Annotated in this window: 17 protein-coding genes and 2 pseudogenes; 17 read left to right on the forward strand and 2 right to left on the reverse strand. The window is 50.4% G+C overall.

Annotation, left to right across the window (positions count from 1 at the left end; translation table 11 throughout):
* The first annotated feature begins 28 nt into the window (after window positions 1–28).
* The 9 genes from P0M28_RS07650 (at window position 29) to P0M28_RS07690 (ending at window position 9,016) form a co-directional block, all read left to right on the forward strand.
* Window positions 29–982, forward strand: coding sequence for an aldo/keto reductase (locus tag P0M28_RS07650; RefSeq protein ID WP_302209145.1), 954 nt, complete (start codon window positions 29–31; stop codon window positions 980–982).
* A gap of 24 nt (window positions 983–1,006) precedes the next feature.
* Window positions 1,007–1,969: an SDR family NAD(P)-dependent oxidoreductase gene (locus P0M28_RS07655; protein WP_302209146.1), complete on the forward strand. Its 963-nt coding sequence runs from the start codon at window positions 1,007–1,009 to the stop codon at window positions 1,967–1,969.
* Window positions 1,970–2,015: 46 nt separating this feature from the next.
* Window positions 2,016–3,191 carry a PQQ-dependent sugar dehydrogenase gene (locus P0M28_RS07660; RefSeq protein ID WP_302209147.1) on the forward strand — a complete coding sequence of 392 codons (1,176 nt, stop codon included), beginning with the start codon at window positions 2,016–2,018 and terminating at the stop codon, window positions 3,189–3,191.
* Between the two features lie 57 nt (window positions 3,192–3,248).
* Complete coding sequence (locus tag P0M28_RS07665) at window positions 3,249–4,244, forward strand: adenylate/guanylate cyclase domain-containing protein (RefSeq protein ID WP_302209148.1); 996 nt, start codon at window positions 3,249–3,251, stop codon at window positions 4,242–4,244.
* A gap of 141 nt (window positions 4,245–4,385) precedes the next feature.
* The gene (locus P0M28_RS07670; protein WP_302209150.1) at window positions 4,386–6,032 is read left to right on the forward strand and encodes an FAD-dependent oxidoreductase; all 1,647 of its coding nucleotides are present in this window, start codon (window positions 4,386–4,388) and stop codon (window positions 6,030–6,032) included.
* A gap of 322 nt (window positions 6,033–6,354) precedes the next feature.
* Complete coding sequence (locus tag P0M28_RS07675; RefSeq protein WP_302209152.1) at window positions 6,355–7,251, forward strand: AraC family transcriptional regulator; 897 nt, start codon at window positions 6,355–6,357, stop codon at window positions 7,249–7,251.
* Between the two features lie 103 nt (window positions 7,252–7,354).
* Window positions 7,355–7,927: a hypothetical protein gene (locus P0M28_RS07680; protein WP_302209153.1), complete on the forward strand. Its 573-nt coding sequence runs from the start codon at window positions 7,355–7,357 to the stop codon at window positions 7,925–7,927.
* A 104-nt stretch (window positions 7,928–8,031) separates the two neighbouring features.
* Window positions 8,032–8,631: an RNA polymerase sigma factor gene (locus tag P0M28_RS07685; RefSeq protein ID WP_302209154.1), complete on the forward strand. Its 600-nt coding sequence runs from the start codon at window positions 8,032–8,034 to the stop codon at window positions 8,629–8,631.
* A 130-nt stretch (window positions 8,632–8,761) separates the two neighbouring features.
* Window positions 8,762–9,016 (forward strand): hypothetical protein, encoded by a 255-nt coding sequence (locus tag P0M28_RS07690; protein WP_302209155.1) that lies wholly within the window; start codon window positions 8,762–8,764, stop codon window positions 9,014–9,016.
* Window positions 9,017–9,159: 143 nt separating this feature from the next.
* Here the strand turns inward: P0M28_RS07690 and P0M28_RS07695 are convergent.
* A pseudogene (locus P0M28_RS07695) lies at window positions 9,160–9,408 on the reverse strand (Fic family protein); the annotation flags it as partial.
* Window positions 9,409–9,455: 47 nt separating this feature from the next.
* On the opposite strand from P0M28_RS07695, the pseudogene P0M28_RS07700 reads away from it, so the two are divergent.
* Window positions 9,456–10,394: pseudogene (locus P0M28_RS07700) on the forward strand (PepSY-associated TM helix domain-containing protein).
* Window positions 10,395–10,595: 201 nt separating this feature from the next.
* Here P0M28_RS07700 and P0M28_RS07705 read toward each other — a convergent pair.
* Window positions 10,596–14,324: a sigma-54-dependent Fis family transcriptional regulator gene (locus P0M28_RS07705; protein WP_302209156.1), complete on the reverse strand. Its 3,729-nt coding sequence runs from the start codon at window positions 14,322–14,324 to the stop codon at window positions 10,596–10,598.
* A 197-nt stretch (window positions 14,325–14,521) separates the two neighbouring features.
* On the opposite strand from P0M28_RS07705, the gene P0M28_RS07710 reads away from it, so the two are divergent.
* From P0M28_RS07710 to P0M28_RS07740, 7 genes are all read left to right on the forward strand, one after another.
* Entirely contained in the window at window positions 14,522–15,340 is an 819-nt protein-coding gene (locus P0M28_RS07710; RefSeq protein ID WP_302209157.1) for a helix-turn-helix transcriptional regulator, read from the forward strand.
* A gap of 92 nt (window positions 15,341–15,432) precedes the next feature.
* Window positions 15,433–16,236, forward strand: a complete 804-nt coding sequence (locus P0M28_RS07715; RefSeq protein WP_302209159.1) for a hydrolase — start codon at window positions 15,433–15,435, stop codon at window positions 16,234–16,236.
* A 67-nt stretch (window positions 16,237–16,303) separates the two neighbouring features.
* On the forward strand, window positions 16,304–18,139 hold the full coding sequence (locus tag P0M28_RS07720; protein WP_302209160.1) for an amidohydrolase: 1,836 nt from the start codon (window positions 16,304–16,306) through the stop codon (window positions 18,137–18,139).
* Window positions 18,140–18,219: 80 nt separating this feature from the next.
* The gene (locus tag P0M28_RS07725; RefSeq protein ID WP_302209161.1) at window positions 18,220–20,064 is read left to right on the forward strand and encodes an amidohydrolase; all 1,845 of its coding nucleotides are present in this window, start codon (window positions 18,220–18,222) and stop codon (window positions 20,062–20,064) included.
* Between the two features lie 168 nt (window positions 20,065–20,232).
* The gene (locus tag P0M28_RS07730; RefSeq protein WP_302209162.1) at window positions 20,233–20,778 is read left to right on the forward strand and encodes a YceI family protein; all 546 of its coding nucleotides are present in this window, start codon (window positions 20,233–20,235) and stop codon (window positions 20,776–20,778) included.
* On the forward strand, window positions 20,775–21,248 hold the full coding sequence (locus P0M28_RS07735) for a DoxX family protein (RefSeq protein WP_302209163.1): 474 nt from the start codon (window positions 20,775–20,777) through the stop codon (window positions 21,246–21,248). Before P0M28_RS07730 ends, P0M28_RS07735 begins: the two co-directional genes overlap by 4 nt.
* Window positions 21,249–21,275: 27 nt before the next feature.
* Entirely contained in the window at window positions 21,276–22,664 is a 1,389-nt protein-coding gene (locus tag P0M28_RS07740) for an alginate export family protein (RefSeq protein WP_302209164.1), read from the forward strand.

The following is a 22,664-nucleotide window of genomic DNA, read 5'->3' on the forward strand; positions in this document are numbered from 1 at the left end:
TTCATCAACCCATAAAAAAGATAACATCATGAAAAAGGTCAGTTTAGGAACGGCAGGGCTACAGGTACCCGCCATTGGGCTGGGATGTATGGGGATGTCTGAATTTTATGGAACCACCTCAGAAGCACAAAACGTAAAGGTACTGGATCGGGCCGTGGATATCGGCTGCACGTTCTGGGATACCTCCGATATGTACGGCCCCTTCACCAATGAGCAATTGCTGGCCAAGGCCCTGAAAGGCCGCCGTGACCAGATTACCTTAGCCACCAAGTTTGGCATTGTTCGCCGTGAGGACGGTAGTTGGAACGGGACAAAAGGAAGTCCTGAATACGTGAAAGCCAGTTGTGAAGCTTCTTTGAAGCGACTAAAAACCGATCATATTGATCTCTATTATCAGCACCGCATGGACCTTAACACTCCCATCGAGGAGACGGTGGGTGCCATGGCTGAACTGGTGAAAGAAGGGAAAGTCAAGTATCTGGGTCTTTGTGAGGTAGATGCTGATACCCTGGAAAGGGCGAATAGTGTTCATCCCATCAGTGTACTTCAAACCGAATACTCATTATGGACCCGAGAGGTAGAGGCAGAGATTCTACCCGCCGTAAAACGGCTCAACATAGGCTTTGTGGCCTATAGTCCATTAGGGCGCGGGTTTTTATCGGGGGCGATCCGTTCAAGGAGTGACTTGGAACCCGGAGATTGGCGATTAGAGAATCCCAGGTTCACCGAGGAAGCCATCGCCAAAAATAGTGAATTGGTAGACCAGGTACATGCAATTACCAACGACCTGGGAGTCACACCGGCGCAGGTGGCACTGGCTTGGTTACTGTCGAGAGACGTGAACTTGGCCACCATCCCGGGAACCAGAAAAATACACCGCCTAGAGGAGAATTGGGCATCGCAGGAGGTTGCTCTATCAGAAGAACATCTTGCTCAATTGGATGATCTTATCCACCAAGAGATAGCGGGAGATCGATATTGATCGAATACTAAAACACTACACAGAATGGAAAAGCACCATAAAGCGACGCGCCGGGACATGATCAAAAAAGGGGCGCTGGGAGCAGCGGCGGTAGCCGCATCCACTGTATTAGGTACTGGAGTAGCACAAGCTGCTAAAAATCCTGTTACGTATCAGCTATCCGGCAAGACCGCTTTCATCACCGGGGGAGCCCGAGGCATCGGCTTAGCGATTGCCGAAGAGATGGCCAAAGCCGGAGCTAATATCGTCCTTTTTGATATTGCCTCCGGGCAAATCCCTCATGTGGGTTATGCGGTGGCCAATGAGGGTGATTTACAATCGGCCCAAGCAACAATAGAAGCGCTAAACGTGAAATGTTTGGCTATCAAAGGAGATGTTCGAAGCCGCGGTGACCTGGAAAACGCCATGAAACAAGCAGTCGCCAGCTTTGGGAGTCTGGATATCGTGGTGGCCAATGCGGGTGTTACGCAGGTGGGAGCCATGGAAGAATTTTCTCCGGAAGAGATCAGCGTGGTGTATGACATCAATGTAGAAGGAGTAGTAAAAACTACCCAAGCGGCGGCCCCCATCATGAAACAGCAAAAGTCCGGAAAAATGATCTTCATCGCTTCTGCCTTAGGCCGCATGGGCAATGAACTCTTTCCCATCTACGCTTCTTCCAAGTGGGCGGTGATCGGTATTGCCAAAAGTGCGGCGCTGAGTTACGGAAGAGACAACATACTGTGCAATGTGGTAAGTCCGGGTTTGGTGAAGACCAAGTTTGCCGACAATCCTTATGTCCTAAGTAAGATGATGCCTAATGATCCGGCACCCACCTTCGATAAAGTCTCAGAAATGCTCAGACCGGGTAATCCCATCGATGTGGGACATCTTGAACCCGAAGACGTTGCGAAGGCGGCCATGATTTTTGCCACGGATGCTACCGCCAGGGTGACGGGGGAAGTATTTGACGTGAGTTATGGGTCATTAGCCAGGAGTATAGCATAAGGGCTATTTATGGAAAAAATGGGCAAATGCCCATGGAATTGTACGGTTGAAGAAAGAAATGCCCGAAGAGGATTTTTACAACATGAAAAAGAATTCATTAAAAACAAGTTTTTGGCTCCTGTCCATTTTGCTCATTCTTGGATGCTCCAATGATGAGGAAACGATCGAGCCAGTCGATGATCAGGACCAGACAGCCGCAAACAGAACAGTGGTCTCAAATCTCAGTGTTCCCTGGGAAATGCTATGGGGACCAGATGACTTTCTATGGGTCACCGAGCGCGGTGGACGTGTCAACCGTATCGATCCTGAAACAGGCGAGAGAGTGGTGATAGCCGACCTGACCGGTACTGTGGAACAAAGTGGCGAAAGTGGTCTTTTGGGTATGGCACTCCATCCCGATTTTTCCAGCAGTCCCTTTGTATATTTGGTTTACACGTACAGAAATGGTAGCAGCTTTAATGAGCGCCTGGCACGGTTTACCTATACGGATGGCAGCCTTGGGAGTGAGACTATCCTCTTGGACAATATTCCTGCTGGAAGCAGACACAATGGGTCTCGGATCGTTATTACACCGGAAAGCTTTATCCTGATGACCACTGGGGACATTGGGAATTCAAGCTTATCACAGGACGTCAATTCACTGGTGGGCAAGCTGTTACGTTTGAACCTTGATGGGGGCATCCCTTCGGACAATCCCGACCCGAATAGCTATGTCTATTCCATAGGTCATCGCAATGCACAAGGACTTATGGTTCATCCCAATGGAATGATATATAGCTCGGAACATGGTCCAAGCTCCGATGATGAAATCAACATCACTGAGGCCGGGGGCAATTACGGTTGGCCTAATGTGCTGGGTACCATTGACACCCCTGATGAGAACGCATTTGCACTAAACACTCCCGTTGTGGAGTCGATAATCGATTGGACACCGACTATTGCACCATCGGATATTATGTGGTATCCCAGCGACCAGATACCAGAATGGACCGATAGATTACTTTTAGCAAGCCTTAGAGAACAGACGCTATTTGCGATTACACTTAGCGAAGATGGCAGACAAGTTGTGGGCGAACAGCGCTACTTTGAAAGGGAGTTTGGTAGGATTCGTGATATAGTCATGGCACCAGACGGGCGCTTATTTATTGCCACTAATGGTAGCTCGTTCTCGGATAACAGCAACACGCATAGCATCATTGAGATAAACCGCTTGTCAGACTAAACAAGCTAAAGCATTAGCATTGTTGCAGTGCTGGGTAAGAGATAAATGGGTAGCCGGATGAATAACCAAGAGCAAGTAAAACCAGTAATGGGAAACCCGAGAAAATCCGTAGTTCGCTTTCAGCCAGACGGTATTGAGCTGGAAATAAAGAGGGGTGAGACCATCCTGGACTGTGCTCAGCGGACGGGAATAGACCTCTATCACCGGTGCAAAGGTCAAGGGCTGTGTACCACGTGTAGAGTATTTGTGAGAAGTGGGTTGAAGAATTGTACAGAAAGTACCGAAAGAGAGCGATATGTTGCGAAAACGCTGGGATTTCCCCATCATTTAAGATTAGCCTGCCAAACGAAGGTCACGCAGGGGGAGATAGAACTGACTCGGGCGGTAGTAGACGACTTGGATGAGCGGATCGTAGTAGCGGACAGCGACGGGGTATACCATACCAGGCCACTGGGTCAGGTCAGAAACGTGGCAGTCATGTTTACTGATATCGCCGGTTACACAAATTTCATTGCCGGTATGCCCTGCTATGATATCATTCATTTTATGAACCGGTACTTTCAGCAAATGGGGGAGGTGGTTCATCAGTATGAAGGTAAGATCATTGATTACTACGGGGATGGGTTGCTGTGTGTGTTTGGCCTGAATGATGAGGTAAATCCGAGTCTCAATGCCCTTTGTGCGGCATTTGATATGCGAGAGAGGCTCTTTGAGATCAACAAGTATGCTGCCCTCATGTTTGACAAAATCATTGATATACGCACGGGTATCGCGTATGGAGGCACGGTGATGGGGAATGTTGGATTGGACAATGCTGCAAAATACACGGTGGTTGGAGATATCGTCAATTTGGCAGCCCGGATAGAGGCCTACAACAAAGAAGTAGGAACCAGTGTACTGGTGTCACATGCGGTATGCGAGCAGGCTGCCGAATACTTGGTTGGAGGTAAAACTTTCAAGGCAAACCTCAGAGGCTTTGAAAATGAACAGGACGTATACGAAGTGCTGGCTCTAAAGTCCAATCACGTTAGGGAACTTCAATCCTGGCATTAAAGCTCCTCTGACGCGTACAAAGTAGCGATGGTCTGCCCCAAGAGATGTGCGTGCCTTACGGGCTTATTGAGGAAGTGAAAAATGATTGGTACACGCTTCTAAAAACAGTAATAGTTAAATCTTAAAAGACCATAGTAGACGATGAGTGAATCTATCCGACGTATGTCTGAGCATGGAAGTCCGCTAGAGCGTGAAGCCTGGCCCAAGCTGAGTGACACATTCAAAGCACTGATGGAAGAACACGGCAGGGAACGCCACCTGGAAAAGGATGAAGTGTTATTCGAGGCAGGAGAAGAGCTAACCTTTTTTCCTTACTTAAAAAAAGGCAACCTGGATATCGTTGATCGAGCCCTTGATAACAAAACATTAGTACGGATAGAGGAAGGTAACTTTATCGGAGAACTCGGCATGCTCATGGGGCAAAAAGCCATCCTGGCGGGAGTAGCTTGCGAGTCTTGTTCCGTTATCGAGATTCCACTTACGGAGTTACGTCTGTTATTGGCCACTGTACCGGAAATTGGGGATGTGATCGTGAGTGCTTTTACGGCCCGGAGACGTATACTTGCGGAGCGGGGAGAACGGGGAGAAGGTGGTTTGGTGATCATCGGCAGCAGCGATAATAAACGATCACTTGCTATACTGGAGTTTATTAGCCGAAGTCTACTACCATATAGGTGGATAGAGAAATCGGATATTGAGGCAATATCCAAAATTTCTGAAACCAGCGAAATCCCTGGTGCAGCCGCTGCGTTGGTGGTAGGAAAGTCCTTAGTACCTTGCGAAACTCCCCGAGAACTGGCCGAGGCACTCGGATTTGACCTGGCAGTGCGTACCGATCAAATAGTTGACCTGCTCGTGATCGGCGCCGGCCCGGGGGGACTGGCTGCTTCCATCTATGCCGCCTCAGAGGGGCTGAGCGTGTTGGCAATAGAAGATACGGCAATCGGGGGGCAGGCCGGCACTTCATCTCGCATCGAAAACTACCTGGGCTTCCCCCAAGGCATCAGCGGCAAAGACCTTGCCCACAAAGCAGAAATACAGGCCATCAAGTTTGGAGCGAAGATTACGGTGCCTCGTAGAGCTACCCGGCTTCAAAAGAAAGGCGATCATTATGAAATTACGCTTGATAATGAGCAAGCCGTCAAGGGTAGAGCCGTAGTACTTGCCAACGGCGTGCAGTACCGGAGGTTACCGCTGGATAGGCTGGAGGAGTTGGAAGGGAACGGTATTTACTACGCAGCAACCGATTTAGAAGCACGCTACTGTGCTGATAGAACCGTAGCGATCATTGGTGGAGGAAACTCTGCCGGACAGGCCGCTATGTTTTTATCACGTTACGCCAAAAAGACGTACGTGATCATACGGGGGCAGAGCCTGGCCGAGAGTATGTCCTCGTATCTTTCCAATCGTATACACCAGGATGCTAACATTGAACTGATGACCAACTCAGAAGTATCCGATCTTCATGGGGATACGAAACTAGCAGGTGTTACCATTACCGATCAGAAAACCGGCATAGCCAAGCAGTTGGCTACTCAGGCATTATTCATCATGATCGGAGCCCGGCCTAATACCAAATGGCTGGACGAACAGTTGGCCCTGGATCAGCACGGATTTATACTTACCGGGAAAGATGTAAATGCAGAAACCTCAGACTTTGAGACTTCCCTGTCCGGCATTTTTGCGGTGGGTGATATACGTTCCGGTTCGGTGAAGCGGGTAGCTTCAGCGGTAGGTGAAGGCTCGGTGGTGGTTTCTGCAGTGCATCAGTATCTATCAGGAACTTGACAAGGATTAATAGTCTGTAGAGTTTTGACGAAGACTCCAATTAAAAAAGCGGAAGCCTGGTTCTGAGGTCACCGCGGCGCGGTATAGACACTCGCAAAATTAATATTGGGCAAAATGCCGGTCATGGGCAGTGGGATCGCCCGGCGATGGCAACGAGACTTTATAATCCAAAAGAAGTACGTTCCACCACAGGTCCTCGCTTCAAGTTTACCCGTACCCTGTTGATGGATGTCCTCTACTGGCTTAACAACGGCCGTATCCAGCCAACCGAGTATACCTTATAGTTTAGTTTTAGATTGAGTATCCTTAGCAAAGCATCACAATGACGCCGTACTTTACTTCAATTGCTACCTACAACGAAGCGATTCAGATTCCCCCGCCCGCCCGGAAGGATTTCGATGTTCGTCGGTTTGAGGATAATATGCCGTTGGTCAATACTTTTATGCCTCCCTTCCGCCATAACTTCTATCAGGTAGCTCTATTAGAAGAGGGGACCGGCACGTTCAAAAGCAACGGACAGCGAAATATGTTAGGGCAACCAGCATTATTTTTTGTCATTCCCGGTCAGGTAATTCAATGGAATATTCCCCGCGATTGGAAAGGCTTCTACGTTTCCTTCGGGGAGGACTTTACGATTCCGTCTACCACCGCGCTTGCGCTCCCGCAGGAGTATCGTTTCTTTGCGTCGGATACGATCAAGTTCTGTTCTCTTGGCGATGAGCCGCTGGCCCAACTCACCTCGCTTTTTGAACAGATGCGACAGGAATACCGGGGAAGTCAATCACCGGATGTCCTACGGGCTTTTCTGCGCCTGCTATTGCTCTATTCCCATCGGCACTACTGCGAACAGGAATTCTCCCGGGAGCAAATCATCTCTCAAGCTCCGTTAACCCGGAAATTTGAGATGGTGCTAGGAGAAGATTTCAAGGGCATTCAATTGGGGTTAGTGCTATCGCCCAAGTCGGTGGCCGACTACGCCGACCAACTACACGTGTCGCCGAAGTATCTGAGTGAAATGCTCAAAAGAGAAACCGGCCTGACCACGCTGGAGCACATCCACCAAAAAATAGTGTTCCTCGCTAAAGTGATGCTAGCTACTACGGACATGCCGGTGGTTGAGGTAAGTAGACTATTAGGTTTTCAGAATCAATCGTACTTCAACCGCCTGTTCCGAAAGTATACTCATCAGACACCTTCCGCTTTCCGGGTTCGTCAGTGAATTTCTTTCAGAAACCGAGTTTCGTACTACATCTTCCGACTTCTGTGTTAGATAAACCCACTACCCGGCGCGTTGTATCAGTATAGTTTAACCTTGCTGAACGATGAAACAAAAGAAGTATCTGACACTGAGTATGGTATGTCTGAGGGTGATGGTAGGTTGGATAGGATGGGTATCCTGGGTAGCGTGTACGAATGAGGAAGAGGATATCCGTCCTTCTTTACCCGAAGAAGTAATTGTAGAAGAACCAGTAGGCTATCCGGGAGTGGATACCGCCCTGTGGGTTTACTTTGAACGCTTTGAAGCTGAAGCCGCCCGGCGCAACGTGGCCGTGGACCTACGGGCAGCGCGGGTGACCGGTGATATCGAGGAGATTGACGAAGAGAACACGGCCGGACAGTGTGGCTTTAACCGGGCGCAACCCAACGAGCTTACCGTAGACGCTGGCTTCTGGCGTATCGCTAACGAACGCTTCCGCGAGTTTATCGTGTTTCACGAACTAGGTCACTGCGTCTTATACCGTACTCATCGCGAAGCCGCCGACGAAAATAACCGCTGCCTCAGCATCATGCGAAGCGGTACAGAAGACTGCCGGGACAACTACAGCCGCTTTACCCGAGATCGCTACCTGGACGAACTGTTTGATCCGGACTTCCGAAGGGATATTTTCCAGTAGCGATATTGTCCACGCGCGTGCGCGAGGTCGTGTCTGGTCAGCGATGTAAAACCTAAAAAAGAACAAGTATGAGATAAAGCGCTACGTTACCAAAACGATAGATCATGAAGAAGTATCCAGTGAGTGACAGCCAACTCGTCTGCTTGTTTAAGGAAGGTAGTGAAAGCGCTTTTGAGCAATTGGTTCACCGCCACAAATCTCGTCTCTATACCACGATTTATCTGGTGACCAAGGATGCGTATATCGCCGAAGACATTCTGCAAAACACCTTTATCAAGGTCGTCAATACGATCAAGTCAGAACGGTATAACGAAGAAGGTAAGTTTCTTCCCTGGGTTATGCGTATTGCTCACAACCTGGCCATTGACAACTTCCGCAAAGGCAAGCGCTATCCCACCATTATTATGAAAGATGGCCATCACGTCTTCAACACCCTTAATTTCTCCGAAGACTCGGCGGAGTCAGTCCAGATAAAAAAGGATACGCATGCGCTGCTCCGACAACTGATCAAGGAGTTGCCCGATGAACAACGGCAGGTGCTCACCACGCGCCACTACATGAACATGAGCTTCAAAGAAATTGCCGAGGCTACCGGGGTTAGTATCAACACCTCGCTAGGCTGCATGCGCTACGCTCTCATGAATCTGAGGAAAAAAATGGAAAAGCATAACATTATGTATAATCCAAATCGCTACCCACTGTGAAGAAAACGGGCAAGTCTAAAAAACAAGTAGACATCAACATCATCATCCGCCTGTATGATCCGCTCAAGAGTAACTGCCCTCAGCCGACATCACCGTAGACGAAGGCGGAAGAATTGTAATTTTCTTTTCTGTGGCTCAGCTCGCCTATATCTTCCGCATATCTATCAAGACCAAAACCTTAGAGACCAACAACCCAAGCAACTTGTTCCGCTTCGTGGTTAAGCACGTCGGCATCACCCGTCAGGGTAAAATTCCGTTCGATATGCTGACGAAACATGTGAAAGAATTTCTGGAAAAGGGACTACGCAAGAAAGGCATCTTCACTTTCTCAACTATCCCATCGGCCTGTTACAGAACTAGAGATGTTCAGACGAAGCTACTGTAAGCTGTGCTCAGTAGAGGCAACAGATAGCTTCACGGTCAGTCAACGTTTGAAGGTTTATCAACTACGCTCTACTCTCAGCTTTCCTTGGGTATGCTCCAGAAAGGCGTTACTTTCTTCCAGTTGCCGTTGCATCATATCCATATCTAAACCGACAATGGTAGCACTGAATTCCTGAGCGCGCGCGCAAGCATTCGTACGTACGCTTGTGGATCACGGCGGCGGGTTAGTCGTCGTAGCGCGCCCATATAATCGTCGCGGTACACCGTAGGAATAATGATACGAGTCTGTACTGCCTTCACCAGTTCAGCGTTCATTATCACCCGCGCCACCCGTCCGTTGCCATCCAAGAACGGGTGGACTTCGCTCACTGCAAACATCATATAGGCCGCCCGAGCAAACGGATGTTATAGTGTCTGGTAGAAGTCAAAGCTCTTGATCAGTGTACCTCGAACCAATCAGTGGCATTCCTGCCGGAGATGGACCAGAAGACATCCAACTAAAGCTTACGTTTATCAATCCCTACACTGCAGAAGTTATTGGCGAGGACTTTACCTCGGCCAACTTTGCCTTTGTGGTGGCCCATTTTCACAGCCAGCTGATGCTGGGCGAGGTTGGGCTGTGGATTATTCGCGTGGCCTCGCTGATCTTTTTGGTAGAACTTATTTTGGGGTTGATTCTCTGGTGGCCTCGCTCTAAAAACGAAGCCTGATCTGCCTTCCAACCTAAGTATCCGGCCTAAGGCAAGCAAATGAACCACGACTTTCACCGGGTGTACGGCTTTTACGCCGCCTGGCTGTTGCTGATTAGCGTGACGACTGGTCTGGTCATGTCGTTCGATTGGATAGAAAAACCTATCGTAGCCGCTTTTGGGGGTTCGCCCGAACTAGTAGGGCAGCCAGTACCGCAAGCGGACCGGCAAGAGGGGCAATCTTTCGTCAGTTTACAAACCATGTACGAAGAATTCGAGCGATCGTATCCTCCCAAGCATAAATTCACCTTGCACGCGCTTCGCGCAGATACAGCTACTTCACAGTTTGTGCTTATTGACCGAGATGACCGTTTTTTACACCTCTACGGCGACAATAAGGTGCTGAACCGCTATACGGGTAAGCAGCTAGAAAAACCATTAGTCGCTGAATTTGAGAAGAATCAGGATATTATGGAAAGCAACCTGAATATCCACATGGGCACTATCGGAGGGTGGCCTACCCAGATACTTGCGCTATTAGTAGGACTGTTTGGGGCGAGTCTTCCTATCACTGGTTTTTTCATTTGGTGGAACCGTACTGGCAGTCGCCCCACTGGGTGGCGGAGTAAACCAACGCATTCTCTAAAGCAAAAAAAACGACTCAACCGCAATAAGCAGCCTATCAGCTAAGTAGTAGTGCTTCATCAAGTTTGATTTTAAAGGTTTATCGGTTACAAGTTGAAAGGTTACAAGTTGAAAGGTTACAAGTTACGGTAACTTGTAACCTTTCAACCGCGAGGCGGCCGCCTGTAACTCAATAGCTGCTTGCTTGAGAAACAGTATCAGAATAGCTTCACCTTCAATTTCAAACTTGACAGAGCAGTAGTGGAGCTATTTTTCTTTTGGTCGGTGCGCTACTACGTGCGCTCGCTTGATCCCAAACTTACGCATCTTAGACTCTAGCGTGGCTCGGTTTATATCCAGGATTTCCGCCGCTCCACCTACCCCGCTTACTTTGCCGTCGGTGTAGCGCAGGGTATTCATAATCAGATCAATCTCGCCCTGCCGGTAGGTCTTCAAAGCGGGAACCGCCGATTCGGACGAGGAGACGGATACGGGGGCTTTTTCCAGCACTACGGGCAAGGTGGTATCCTTAGCGATAATCATCGCCCGCTCGATGACGTGCTCCAGCTCCCGGATGTTGCCCAGCCAGGGGTAGCTAAGCAATGCTTGCAACGAGGGCGGACTCAGCTTTCTCACCTTTTTCCCCAATCGTTTGTTGTGTTTCTGGATAAAATGTTGAGCCAGGTCGGGGATGTCTTCCTTTCGTTCGCGCAAGGGGGGCAAATGAATAGGAAATACGTTGAGCCGGTAGAAAAGATCGCTTCTAAAATTATGCTGAGCAACCTCCTGGGTAAGCTTGCGGTTGGTGGCCACCACCACACGTACGTCCGGTCGGATGATCTCATTGCCTCCTAATCTTTCAAACTCCCTCTCTTGCAACACCCGCAGCAGTTTCGCCTGTAGAGCCAGGGGCAGCTCACCAATCTCATCCAGAAAGATCGTTCCCTGGTGGGCTAGTTCAAATTTACCAATCCGTCGCTTGTCAGCCCCGGTAAACGCTCCTTTTTCGTGGCCGAAAAGCTCAGACTCCAGCAGTTCGGCGGGTAGCGTAGCGCAGTTGAGCTTCACAAAGCCGTAGGCCTTTCGGTGACTGGCCTGGTGCAGGGCACGGGCGACGAGTTCTTTCCCGGTACCGGTCTCGCCGGTAATCAGCACGTTGCTATTGGTATGGGCTACTTGCTGTATCTTCTCGAATACTTCCTGGATCGCCGTGCTATTACCGACCATTTCCCCAAAGTTGTAGCGCACCTGGATTTCTTGCTGTAGATACTGATTTTCTTGCGCGATCAGATCGTTGAGACGCAGCACTTCCTGGTAGTGCAGTTGCTTCTCCAGAGCGAGGATCAACGAAGGGGCGATGCGTTGGAGAAGAGCTAGGTGGTCGGTATGGTACGTTCCTTTCTCGCGCGCATAAAACGCTAGGTCAATGGTTTTGTGGCTTCCCAAACGGAGCGGGATCGTCATCTGGCTGCGGATGCCGAACCGATTATACAGGGCTTGCTCCACCGGGTTTTGTTGAGTCAGTCGGATGTAATCATCCTCGTTATGAATTGTAGGTCGATGAGGATGGTATTTTTGCTTCGTTTCACGAAAGCGATCCGGGCTAAGCGACAACATCTTCAGCAGTGCAGGTAGCTCTAGGATGCGGTACTCATCCGCCCCAATCTGGTGAAACCCCAGGCTGGGCACTCCCAGGGTTTGATCTGCGGTCGTCAACGTGAGCAGGTGAAACGGAAAGGCATTTTGCAGTAAGCGGGCTACATTCAAAAGCTTTTCCGGCCAGTCGAGACGCTGGTTGAGGGCATTGACCAGCGATAGTTTAAACGCTTCTTCCCGCTCTCTGCGCTGGATGTCTTCGTGGGCCAGGATGTTGCTCAGCGCCACACTCATCTGATCAGCGATGGCCTGGAAGAGCGGCCGTTGGTGATCGAAGGCCCCCGCGGTTTTGCTCCAGAAGTAGAGCAAGCCAATCGTTTTTTGACTTTGATAGAGAGGACCACCGATTACCTGTTGCAGAGGCACTTTTTTGCTGTATTCAAAATGAGGATGATCGTATTGCTCGTATAGTGTTTCAGTAGGTAGCACTACGGTTTTTTCGGCTATTTTTTGTGATGCCTGGCTAAGGGGCAACCACCCGCTAAGACCCGAACTTCTGATTTCTTTATTGGGTACCGTCTTATCGTAACTGTAATCTACGATCAAATCCCGCTCTCGTTTATTTTCAAAATCCAGATGGAAAAGCCCGGCCTCATCAAAGGGAAATACCTTTTGCAAGCGATCAAAAATAGATCGCACCAATTCCGAACCCTTAGTGATGTTGGCGATACTTTCGGTAATAGACAGTAAGTCTTCCGTTTTTTTCTTTTCTTCCTTCAGTCGCTCATTAGCAATGATATTGCTCAAAGCGATGCTCATCTGGTCGGTGATACTCTTGAATAGCAGCTGTTGTCCATTAAAGGCATTTTCCTGTTTGCTCCAAAAACAAAGTAAGCCAATTGTTTGGTCACCCTGTTTAAGCGAACCTGCGATACAATGACGGAACCCTGCTTTTTCAATAAAACGTTTTTGCGGGTGGTCAAAGCGTCCGAAAAGCTCGTCTGGTAAATGGATATCTAGTTTTTCTGATAGAAACAGGGCTAACCCACTCATCGGCAACCATCCATCAACCCCCGCGTCTTTTATTTCAGGACTGACCCCTGTGTCGTAGCTATAATCAACCACAAGGTCACGTTCTTTGTCGTTTTCAAAATCCAAATGGAACAGCCCTGCATCATCAAATGGAAAAACCTTTTTTATCTTATCGAAAATCGCTCTGACCAGCTCTGGGCCAGTATTAATGTTGGCAATACTTTCGGTGACGGCCAGCAGGTCTTCGGTCTTTTTCTTTTCTTCCAAAAGCTGCTCATTCGCTAGTACGTTGCTAACAGCTACGGCTAATTGATTAACAAGTGCTTCAAATAGGGGGAAGTCGTCTTCCTTATAGAAGCTCTGCTCTTTAGAAGTAAAACAAAGCATGCCTGCTACTTCACCGCTTAATCGTAAAGGGCCACCGATGATCTGTTTCACTTCGGCTTCCATTATTATTTGATGCTGGGGATGTGGAGCCACCTCATCTAATTCTTCAAAGCTAAGCGTAACCGGCCCCTGTTGCATAAGCCATTCCACCGAAGTGCCCCGATGATTGTAAAGAGCGTCTACCCCAAAATTTTCTTCAACTCTTGACTGGACAGTGGAGTCTTCATGCATTTCAGCACGGGTTAATTCATAATGCCGCTCACCATCTTCGGTCAGTAGAAAAAGTCCAAACTCATCAAACGGAAAGACCTTCTTCACCTTCCCAAAAATCATTTTGAAGAGTGCATTACGATCTTGCACCCGCGCCACTGGTTCAGTGATGCTCAGCAAGGTTTCTTCAAACTGCTTTTCTTCCCGTAGCTGTTCGGTCGCCTGAATATTAGTAATGGCGATAGTGAGCTGGTCGGCCAGCGCCGGTAACAGAGAAAGAGGCTGATCGGGGATGGATTGGTTTTCCCGATAATTGAGAAACAGAAACCCCTTCAACCCATGATTATTCTTCAGCACCACCGCCAGAAATTGGTCGTACCCTTCCCTCAGCAGATGCTCATACCCCTCCTTGCCAAACATTTGGATCAGGTGCTTTACAAAAAATCCTTTTCGATAGGAAACTACCAATGGACTCCCTTCCGCTGAAATCCGGTGCGCGAGCTCTTCAAGACCCGACCCTTCGTAAGCATAGGTATGCCGCTGCAACTGACCGTGGAAATCGTTTCCGGACGAGGGATCGAGAGCCGGGTCCTGCACCGCCCAGTCGGTCAGCGTTTGCCGATCCTCGGAGAGCACGAACAGTCCTATATCGTGAAAGGAAAAAATCGGTTGCAGCCGGTCAACGATTGACTTCTTGAGGGTATGCCGATTCCGAGCAGAGGCAATTGTGGTGTTAATAGCTACTGCTAGCTGATACGCTTCCTTATTCATAATCATTATTTTTACAGTGACGAAATATAAGCAAATAAAAATTTACAAATGATGATATATAATCAAATTTATCTTTACCACGTAGTAACCATAAGGCCTCATTTTTTTACTTAATACGTTAGTAATCAATTAGTTACTATAAAATACTACAGGCAGGCACGTGGGTTGAGTATGGCTAGTCAAATAACATGCATACCATGAACCCGCGTAACTCATCGCCCCTCTACCGCACGGTGCCTGCCAATCAGCATGGTCAGCTTCTGTTCGAGCTAGCCCATCGCCGGAGACGATCCGAAGACGTGCCCGGTACTTGCTATCTGATTTATCTGGATCATAACCCGGAAGCTGGGGCGGAGAAGATCGGTATTGCGGTATTGCTTCGGAACCAGCCGTCTGTAGATAGTTACGCTACTCACGCGAAAGAACCCGCTTTTTTTTGCTGGAAAAACGGTGAGTTTGGGCAATTACAACCCTGTCCTCAGCTAGGCTATCGCTTTCAAGTAGAAAACCACCTCAACGATCCGGTCAGCCGTTCGCTAGGAGCGCAGTTACGGCAGACACTCGATCACACCGCTTCTGTTTTCAGTCAAGTCAGTTACATAGATTCCTTACTGGGAGCACTCATCCATCATTTACGCGGCTTGCAGGACTGGTTTCTTACCCATACTCCGGATCCCGAGCACAAGATGACTCCCCGGCAGGTGTCCAACGTGAAGCAGTACATTCGGGAGCACCTTGACCAATCCATCCCTATCATCACGCTGGCCGAACTGGTAGGGCTGAGCGAAGGCTATTTCTACCATGCCTTCAAGCATACCACCGGGCTTACTCCGGGGCGGTACCTCACCTTGACCCGGATCGAGAAAGCCAAAGAACTGCTGCTGAAAACAGCGCAGCCGGTGATACAGGTAGGCATGGCGGTTGGCTACGACAATCCCTCGCACTTCAGCCGGATTTTTAAAAAGGAAGTAGGCGTTTCACCCAGTAAGTTTTGCCAACAATACACCAAAACATGAGGAAAGTACTACTCCCTCAGCATTAGACAAGTGATCCGATAACATCACCATTACTTTTACGATCAATTCATTTTTCACTTAATAACATAACAATGAGAAAGCAAATTTTAACCATCACCCTGGCCACTCTCAGTACGGTGGCTTTTGCCCAGTGGGATCAATACAATCCCAACCCGAACAATGACCCTAAGTTAGCCTCTGAGAGTCTGCTCAACCCCGCTAATCACACCTTATTGCTGATTGATCACCAAAGCCAGATGGCTTTTGCCGTAGAGTCGCAGCCTATTGAGGAACTCCGGGGTAACTTAGGCTTAGTAAGCGAGTCGGCCAAGCTCTACGAGGTGCCCACTGTGATTACAACCGTGGCCGCCCGCTCGTTCAGTGGACCGGTGTTCCCCGAAATCCGGGAGATTTTTCCTAACGAAGAGGAGTACATCGACCGCTCCACAATGAACACCTGGGAAGATACCCGTGTGGTGAAGAAGATAGAGGGGCTGGGTAATAAACGTCTGGTGATCGCCGGACTGTGGACCGAGGTCTGTGTACTATCCCCGGCCTTATCGGCTATGGAAGATGGCTACGAGGTGTACGTGATCACCGATGCCAGCGGTGGCGTTTCGCAGGAAGCCCACGATATGTCCATCCAGCGCATGGTGCAGGCAGGAGCCAAACCGATCACCTCGTTGCAATACATGCTGGAGATTCACCGCGACTGGGCCCGGACGGACACTTATAACGAGATCGTTCGCATCTCTAAGAAGTACGGGGGCGCCTACGGCTTGGGCATCGACTACGCCAAAACCTGGAGTAAATGGATGACCGGCGAAGAGGCCAGCGAAGCGGGCTCCAAAGCCGAAAATCCCCGTCGTAAAAATCGCAAAAGTTCTGGTCGGTAGTTTTTTCACCATCCGCCCCAGTCAATCTAAAACTGATTGGTTGAGGTATTCTTAACCTCAATTTTTTATGAAGAATCAATATTCTTTTGATCCAACCCGGAGAAACTTCTTAAAGGAATCACTTGCCGCAGGCGTTACTGGAGCAGCCATGTTATCTCCGCTAAGTAACCTACTAGCTCAATCAGCGGACGATGCCGATATGGTCGTTCGCAATGCCAAAGTGACCACTATTGATCCGCAGCAACCATCGGCGGAGGCGTTTGCGATCAAAGATGGTTTGTTTTTGAGAGTCGGCTCCAATAGTGCAGTCGCCGATTTGGTGGGTCCCAATACGCAAGTGATCGATGCCCAAGGCCATCGGGTGATCCCTGGGTTGCACGATTCGCACACGCACGGTATTCGCGAAGGTCTTCATTATGCCTTAGAGCTTCGGTGGGACTGGGTAGACTCTCTTGAAGAAGCTCTGGCGATGCTGGCCGAAGAAGTCAAATATACCCCTAAGGGGCAGTGGATTCGCGTGGTGGGCGGTTTTTCCTGGGAGCAATTCCGCGAAAAACGCATGCCCACGTTGGAAGAGATCAACCAAGTGGCCCCCAATCACCCGGTGTACATTTTCTATCTCTACGCCTACGGGATGCTTAACAAAAAGGCGGTTGAAACGCTCAATTATGATAACGAACCCATCGGTCTTTATCACAAGGGACGCATAGAAAAAGACAAGCGAGGAAGGGCGACAGGGATCATTACCGCCGCTCCCTCCGGGCTGATCATGTACAAAACACTGACCAAGCTACCCACCAAAACCAAAAAGCAAGAGGTGCTGGGCACCCGTCATTTTATGAACGAGCTGAACGCGCTCGGGCTTACTTCCCTATCGGATGCCGGGGGAGGCGGAATGCAATACCCCGATGCCTACGATGTCATCTACGATGTTCATCAACAGGGGCTGTCGACCGTGAGAGTGGGTATCCACACTTTTCCCCAAGTAGGTGGTCAAGAACTAGCCGACTACCAACGCTGGGCCAAGATGGTAAAACCCGGGGATGGGGACGATATGCTCCGGTTCATTGGCGGGGGCGAGAACATCTGTTGGGCTGCTTATGATTATGAGATTTTTGCTCAAGAGCGTCCCCTGTTAGACTCCAACGTGCGGGAAGTGGCTCTGCCGATCTATAAGTTATTGGCCGAGAACAATTGGCCCTGGCGACAACACATCACCTACAACGAGTCGGCGGAGATTCTACTAGATATGTATGAAGAAGTAGCCAAAGCAGGAGACGGAAAGTTACCGCAGGGTACCATAATTGACCACGGAGAAACATTCTCGGACAAAACCCTGGAACGCATTGCTGAACTGGGGCTGGGCATTGCTATCCAAAACCGGATCTGCTACCAGGCCGAAGACTTTGTGAAGCAGTATGGCGCCAAGAAACTGGCCCAGACCCCTCCGATCAAAAAAATGCTGAGCATGGGCATTCCGGTAGGCGGAGGAACCGATGCCACCCGCGTCACTTCCTACAACCCTTGGTATTCTATCTACTGGTTAGCTACCGGAAAGTCACGGGGCGGACGGCAGATGTACGGCGATGATAATATTCTTACCCGAGATGAAGCACTGCAACTTTGGACAGTAGGCTCCTCTTGGTTTACGGGTGATCTGGGAAAGAAAGGAGCGATTCAGCCAGGACAACTGGCTGATTTTGCGATCCTGAACCAGGATGTGATGACCGTCCAGGACTCCCTCATTCCGCGGACCCATGCCAAACTCACCGCCGTAGACGGAAAGATAGTACACGCCTACGATACGTTCCAAAAATTCGCCCCGAAAGCCTTACCCGAGGTTTCCCCCGATTGGTCGCCGTTGTATCGCACCGGTGATTTTAGAAGATTGTATTTAACCTAGGCCGTAGTGAATTTTTGAGAAGATCACCCGAACGGATTGATGCTTAATTCAACCCTAATCTATCAAAAGAAGAAAATACCATGAAGACAATTAGCAAAATACTAATCATTGCGATGACAGGTTACGCTAGCGTAGCCTGCCAGCCCTCAGTAGGCAATACGGAACAAGAGGCTACTCATAGGTCGTCGGTGGCTGAAGTGGCCGATATGATTGTGACTAATGCCAAAGTAAGCACTATGGACGAAGCGAATTCTACTGCCGACGCACTGGCAGTGAAAGACGGTCAGGTACTGGCCACGGGCAGTGCGGAGGAGATGGATGCCTATCGCGGCGAAAATACCCAGGTGATTGATGCCAACGGACGGCGCGTAGTACCCGGCCTGAACGACTCTCACCTGCACGCCACCCGCGGGGGACGCTTCTACAACACCGAACTGCGCTGGGACGGGGTGAACTCTTTGGAACGCGGGCTGCAAATGATCGGCGAGCAAGCCGGGCGAACCCCCGACGGGGAGTGGGTGCGGGTCATCGGCGGCTGGTCGCCCTACCAGTTTGCCGAACGCCGGATGCCCACCGTACCCGAACTGAACGAAGCCGCCCCCGAAACGCCGGTCTTTGTGCTGTTCCTGTACTCCCAAGGCTTTCTGAACGCGGCGGGAGTGAAGGCCCTCGGCATCACCGAGAATACTGAAGCCCCGCCCGGCAGCCGCTACGAGTTTATTGAGGGCGGGGCCATCCTGCACGCCGAACCTAACCCGACGATTTTGTACAAAACCATCGGGCAACTGCCCGGCCTGTCGGATGAAGACCAGGTAAACAGCACCCTTCACTTTTATCGCGACCTGAACCGCTTCGGCCTGACCAGCGCCATTGATGCGGGCGGCGGAGGCCACCTGTTTCCCGACAACTACGGCGGTAGTCAGGTGCTGGCTGAAGACGGGGAGCTACCCATCCGGATTAGCTACTACCTCTTTCCTCAACGGCCGGGTCAGGAGCACGAAGACTTTGCCGACTGGACGAAAAACTACGAAGCCGGACACAACGACGACCCCAGCCATGACCACGGCTTTGAACTGGAAGGCGGCGGTGAGTTTCTGGTCTGGAGTGCGGGTGATTTTGAAAACTTCATGGCCGCTCGCCCCGAACTAGCCGACCGGGGTAACTGGGCCGAGCAGTTGCACCAAGTGGCTTCGCTGCTGGTAGAAAACGACTGGCCGCTGCGCATTCACGCTACCTACGGCGAGTCGCTGGGGCAGATTATGGATGTCTTTGAGCAAATTAATGAAGAGCAGGGCAAGTTTGCCCCTCGCTGGGCCATCGACCACGCCGAAACCGCGCGAGAAGAAGACCTCCAGCGTATCAAAGCAATGGGCGGCGGGGTCGCGATTCAGAACCGGATGGCTTTTGCCGGAGAGTACTTTGTAGACCGCTACGGAGCGGAAGCGGCCCGCAACGCTCCGCCCGTGCGGCGCATGTTAGAACTGGACATTCCGATCGGTGTGGGTACCGATGCTACGCGGGTGAGCAGCTACAATCCCTGGGTGTCGCTCTACTGGCTGGTGACCGGCAAAACGGTGGGCGGCACTTCCCTGTTTGGCCCCGAAAACCAACTCTCGCGTGAAGAAGCCCTGTGGCTTTACACCGTCGGCAGTGCCTGGTTTAGCCAGGAGGAAGGCCAGAAGGGAAGCTTGGAAGCCGGACAAATGGCCGACTTTGCCCTGCTCTCGGACGACTACTTCGACGTAGACGAAGAAGCGATCAAGGGGCTGGAGTCAGTACTCACTGTTGTGGGGGGCAATGTGGTGTACGGGGCCGAAGAGTTTGCTAAGCTCTCACCGGAGCTTCCTTCCATCAGTCCCGACTGGTCGCCCGTGAAGTACTACGGAGGTTACCAGACCAGCGAGGAGCTTACTACCCGACGCTAGTGTCAAATTTGATTTTAAAGGGGAAATGAGTTACGGGTTGCGGGTTACGAGTTAGCCTACTACTCGTAATCCGCTTCACTCGCTCACCCGTAACCCATTCACTTGCAACCCGCTCACCCGCAGGTAACTTACTTTTTATTTTTCTCATCATTTTTAAGCACAATAATTATGGAAATGACCGAAGCAGTAAAAACCACGTGGGCCATTGATCCTGCCCACACCGAAATCCAGTTTAAAGTACGGCATATGATGCTCTCAACCGTGACTGGGTCCTTTGCCGCATTCAATGGCACTCTGGAAACCGAACGGGATGACTTTGCTAACGCTGATATTCAATTTACGGCTTACGTTGACAGCATCAGCACCGGCGAAGCCCAGCGCGATACTCATCTGAAGTCTGATGATTTTTTCGCTGCCGATCGCTATCCGGAGTTACGCTTTCACTCAATGACCTTTATGCCCCAGTCTGACAACGCCTACCAGATGAGGGGCGAACTCACCATCCGGGATCAAACCCGACCAATAACGCTGGCGGTTATCTACCACGGCACCGCCGTAGACCCCTACGGACAGACCAAAGCCGGATTTGAAATGACCGGTACGATTAGCCGGAAAGATTTCGGCTTGCAATGGAACGCCATGACCGAGGCCGGAGGGGTTGTGGTCGGAGATGAAGTACGCCTGGTGATGAACGTCCAACTAATCCGGCAATGAAGCGCGGATGGGATTTTTTCTTGCGTCCTTCGGTGCCAGAGCCGGTGTTTCAGGGAGCTTGGCTGGTCTATCGGGTCGCCATTGGCCTGGCGATGTTTGGTATCCACGGCCTGGAAAAGCTCACGGACTTTTTGGGCACCGTAGCGCACATTCCCGACCCGTTCGGGCTGGGGGGCACCATCAGCACCCTGATCGCGTTGCAGGCCAATGTGACGGGGGCGTTCGGAGTAATGCTGGGCTTGTTTACCCGCCTCAGTGCCCTGCTGGTGGTGGGAGTCACCCTGGTGGGTCTGGTAGTAGTACATGCTCACGACCCTTGGTCAGTAAAGGACGTGCCATTGATGTATTCGCTAGCCTTTGGCCTGGTGACAGTACGGGGCGGAGGTCGGTACGCTATTGACCACCGACTCTACCGCTGGGTACGATCTGCGGTCCGCAGTCGGAACGTTCGGCAAGTCCAAGAAGCCTGATTGATAGTGGTAATACCCAGAAAAATAGTGTTCGTTGGACTTCTGTGGGTTACTAGCCTTTCGGCAACGGCCCAGGAGACCGCCTTGCCTCCCCTACAGATGTTGCGGGCCGAAGAAGACTACCTCCTGCTGGGCGATGACCACTTTCAACCGAAAAACTTCTGGGAGCGCCTCAAGTACATTCCGCTATCTTCCCGTAAGGATCACTTTCTTAGCATAGGAGGCGAGGTGCGGCACCAGTACGAATTTTTTGAGAACAATAACTGGGGGGCCGGTATTCAGGACCATTCAGGCTGGTGGTTGCAACGATATATGGCCCATGCTGATCTCCACTTGGGTAATTTCAGACTATTCGGACAGCTTCAATCCGGGGCGCTTCTTTTTGCCTCCCCCGAACCACGGGGCATTGATCGGGATGATTTAGGATTGTTCCAGGCCTTTGGGGAATACCGGGCACCCATGAGTACGAACACTTCGCTCACACTGCGGGTAGGTCGCCAGGAACTATGGTACGGAGCCAGAAGGCTTATTTCGGTGAGAGAAGGGCCTAACCTAAGGCAGAGTTTTGATGTAGCTAAAGTCGTTTGGGAGCACCAAAACCTTCAACTCGATGCATTCTATGGCTATTACATCGACAATGAGTTCGGGTTCTTTGATAACCAACGCCTAACGGACGAACAGATTTGGGGAGGCTATTTGGTCTGGAAGCAGCTAAATAGAGGTAAAACGAATGCCGACCTGTATTACATTGGGTTTGAAAGTCCGTTTCGAACCTTCGAGGAAAATCTCAATCTGGATAACTTTTTGGAAACACGTCATTCCGTAGGCATACGATGGTGGAAGGATGCCGGAAACTTTCAGTTTAACAATGAAGCAGTGTATCAGTTTGGCAATGCTACGGTCGGAGATATTCGAGCGTATACGCTTTCGTTTGATGTCAATTATCAATGGAAAGACGGGTTGTTCTCTCCAAAACTCGATCTCCAGACTGAGATCATCAGTGGAGACCGTGAGCTTGGTGACGGTCGTCTGGAAACATTCAACGCGCTTTACCCCCGAGGGGCTTACTTCGGGCTGATTGCCCTTATTGGCCCCGCCAATCTCATTGATGTACACCCTGCCGTTTATCTGAGCGTTAGTAAATCCATTTCCTTAATGGCCGATTGGGACGTCTTTTGGCGCCATCAAATAGCGGATGGTGTCTACGGCCCAAATGCCCTGCTTGAGCGGGCCGGATCGACCTCTAGTGAAAGGTACTTGGGGCATCAACCGGGGTTTGAGCTGGCCTACGAACCTCACCGCTACTGGCAATTTGCTTTGGAGGGTTCGTGGTTCGTCGCGGGTGACTTCTTCCGGCAGACTGGTTCAGGGGAGAACGTACTTCACTTTATCGTTACCAGTAGATTTAAAATATAA

The sequence above is a fragment of the Tunicatimonas pelagia genome (assembly GCF_030506325.1).
In the GTDB taxonomy this organism is placed as follows: domain Bacteria; phylum Bacteroidota; class Bacteroidia; order Cytophagales; family Cyclobacteriaceae; genus Tunicatimonas; species Tunicatimonas pelagia.

What these genes read in the sequence shown, in the direction of transcription:
- P0M28_RS07650 (WP_302209145.1), top strand. Translation starts at nt 29, where the DNA reads ATGAAAAAGGTCAGTTTAGGAACGGCAGGGCTACAGGTACCCGCCATT.
- P0M28_RS07655 (WP_302209146.1), top strand. Translation starts at nt 1,007, where the DNA reads ATGGAAAAGCACCATAAAGCGACGCGCCGGGACATGATCAAAAAAGGG.
- P0M28_RS07665 (WP_302209148.1), top strand. Translation starts at nt 3,249, where the DNA reads ATGAATAACCAAGAGCAAGTAAAACCAGTAATGGGAAACCCGAGAAAA.
- P0M28_RS07670 (WP_302209150.1), top strand. Translation starts at nt 4,386, where the DNA reads ATGAGTGAATCTATCCGACGTATGTCTGAGCATGGAAGTCCGCTAGAG.
- P0M28_RS07675 (WP_302209152.1), top strand. Translation starts at nt 6,355, where the DNA reads ATGACGCCGTACTTTACTTCAATTGCTACCTACAACGAAGCGATTCAG.
- P0M28_RS07680 (WP_302209153.1), top strand. Translation starts at nt 7,355, where the DNA reads ATGAAACAAAAGAAGTATCTGACACTGAGTATGGTATGTCTGAGGGTG.
- P0M28_RS07685 (WP_302209154.1), top strand. Translation starts at nt 8,032, where the DNA reads ATGAAGAAGTATCCAGTGAGTGACAGCCAACTCGTCTGCTTGTTTAAG.
- P0M28_RS07705 (WP_302209156.1), bottom strand. Translation starts at nt 14,324, where the DNA reads ATGAATAAGGAAGCGTATCAGCTAGCAGTAGCTATTAACACCACAATT.
- P0M28_RS07710 (WP_302209157.1), top strand. Translation starts at nt 14,522, where the DNA reads ATGAACCCGCGTAACTCATCGCCCCTCTACCGCACGGTGCCTGCCAAT.
- P0M28_RS07715 (WP_302209159.1), top strand. Translation starts at nt 15,433, where the DNA reads ATGAGAAAGCAAATTTTAACCATCACCCTGGCCACTCTCAGTACGGTG.
- P0M28_RS07720 (WP_302209160.1), top strand. Translation starts at nt 16,304, where the DNA reads ATGAAGAATCAATATTCTTTTGATCCAACCCGGAGAAACTTCTTAAAG.
- P0M28_RS07725 (WP_302209161.1), top strand. Translation starts at nt 18,220, where the DNA reads ATGAAGACAATTAGCAAAATACTAATCATTGCGATGACAGGTTACGCT.
- P0M28_RS07730 (WP_302209162.1), top strand. Translation starts at nt 20,233, where the DNA reads ATGGAAATGACCGAAGCAGTAAAAACCACGTGGGCCATTGATCCTGCC.
- P0M28_RS07735 (WP_302209163.1), top strand. Translation starts at nt 20,775, where the DNA reads ATGAAGCGCGGATGGGATTTTTTCTTGCGTCCTTCGGTGCCAGAGCCG.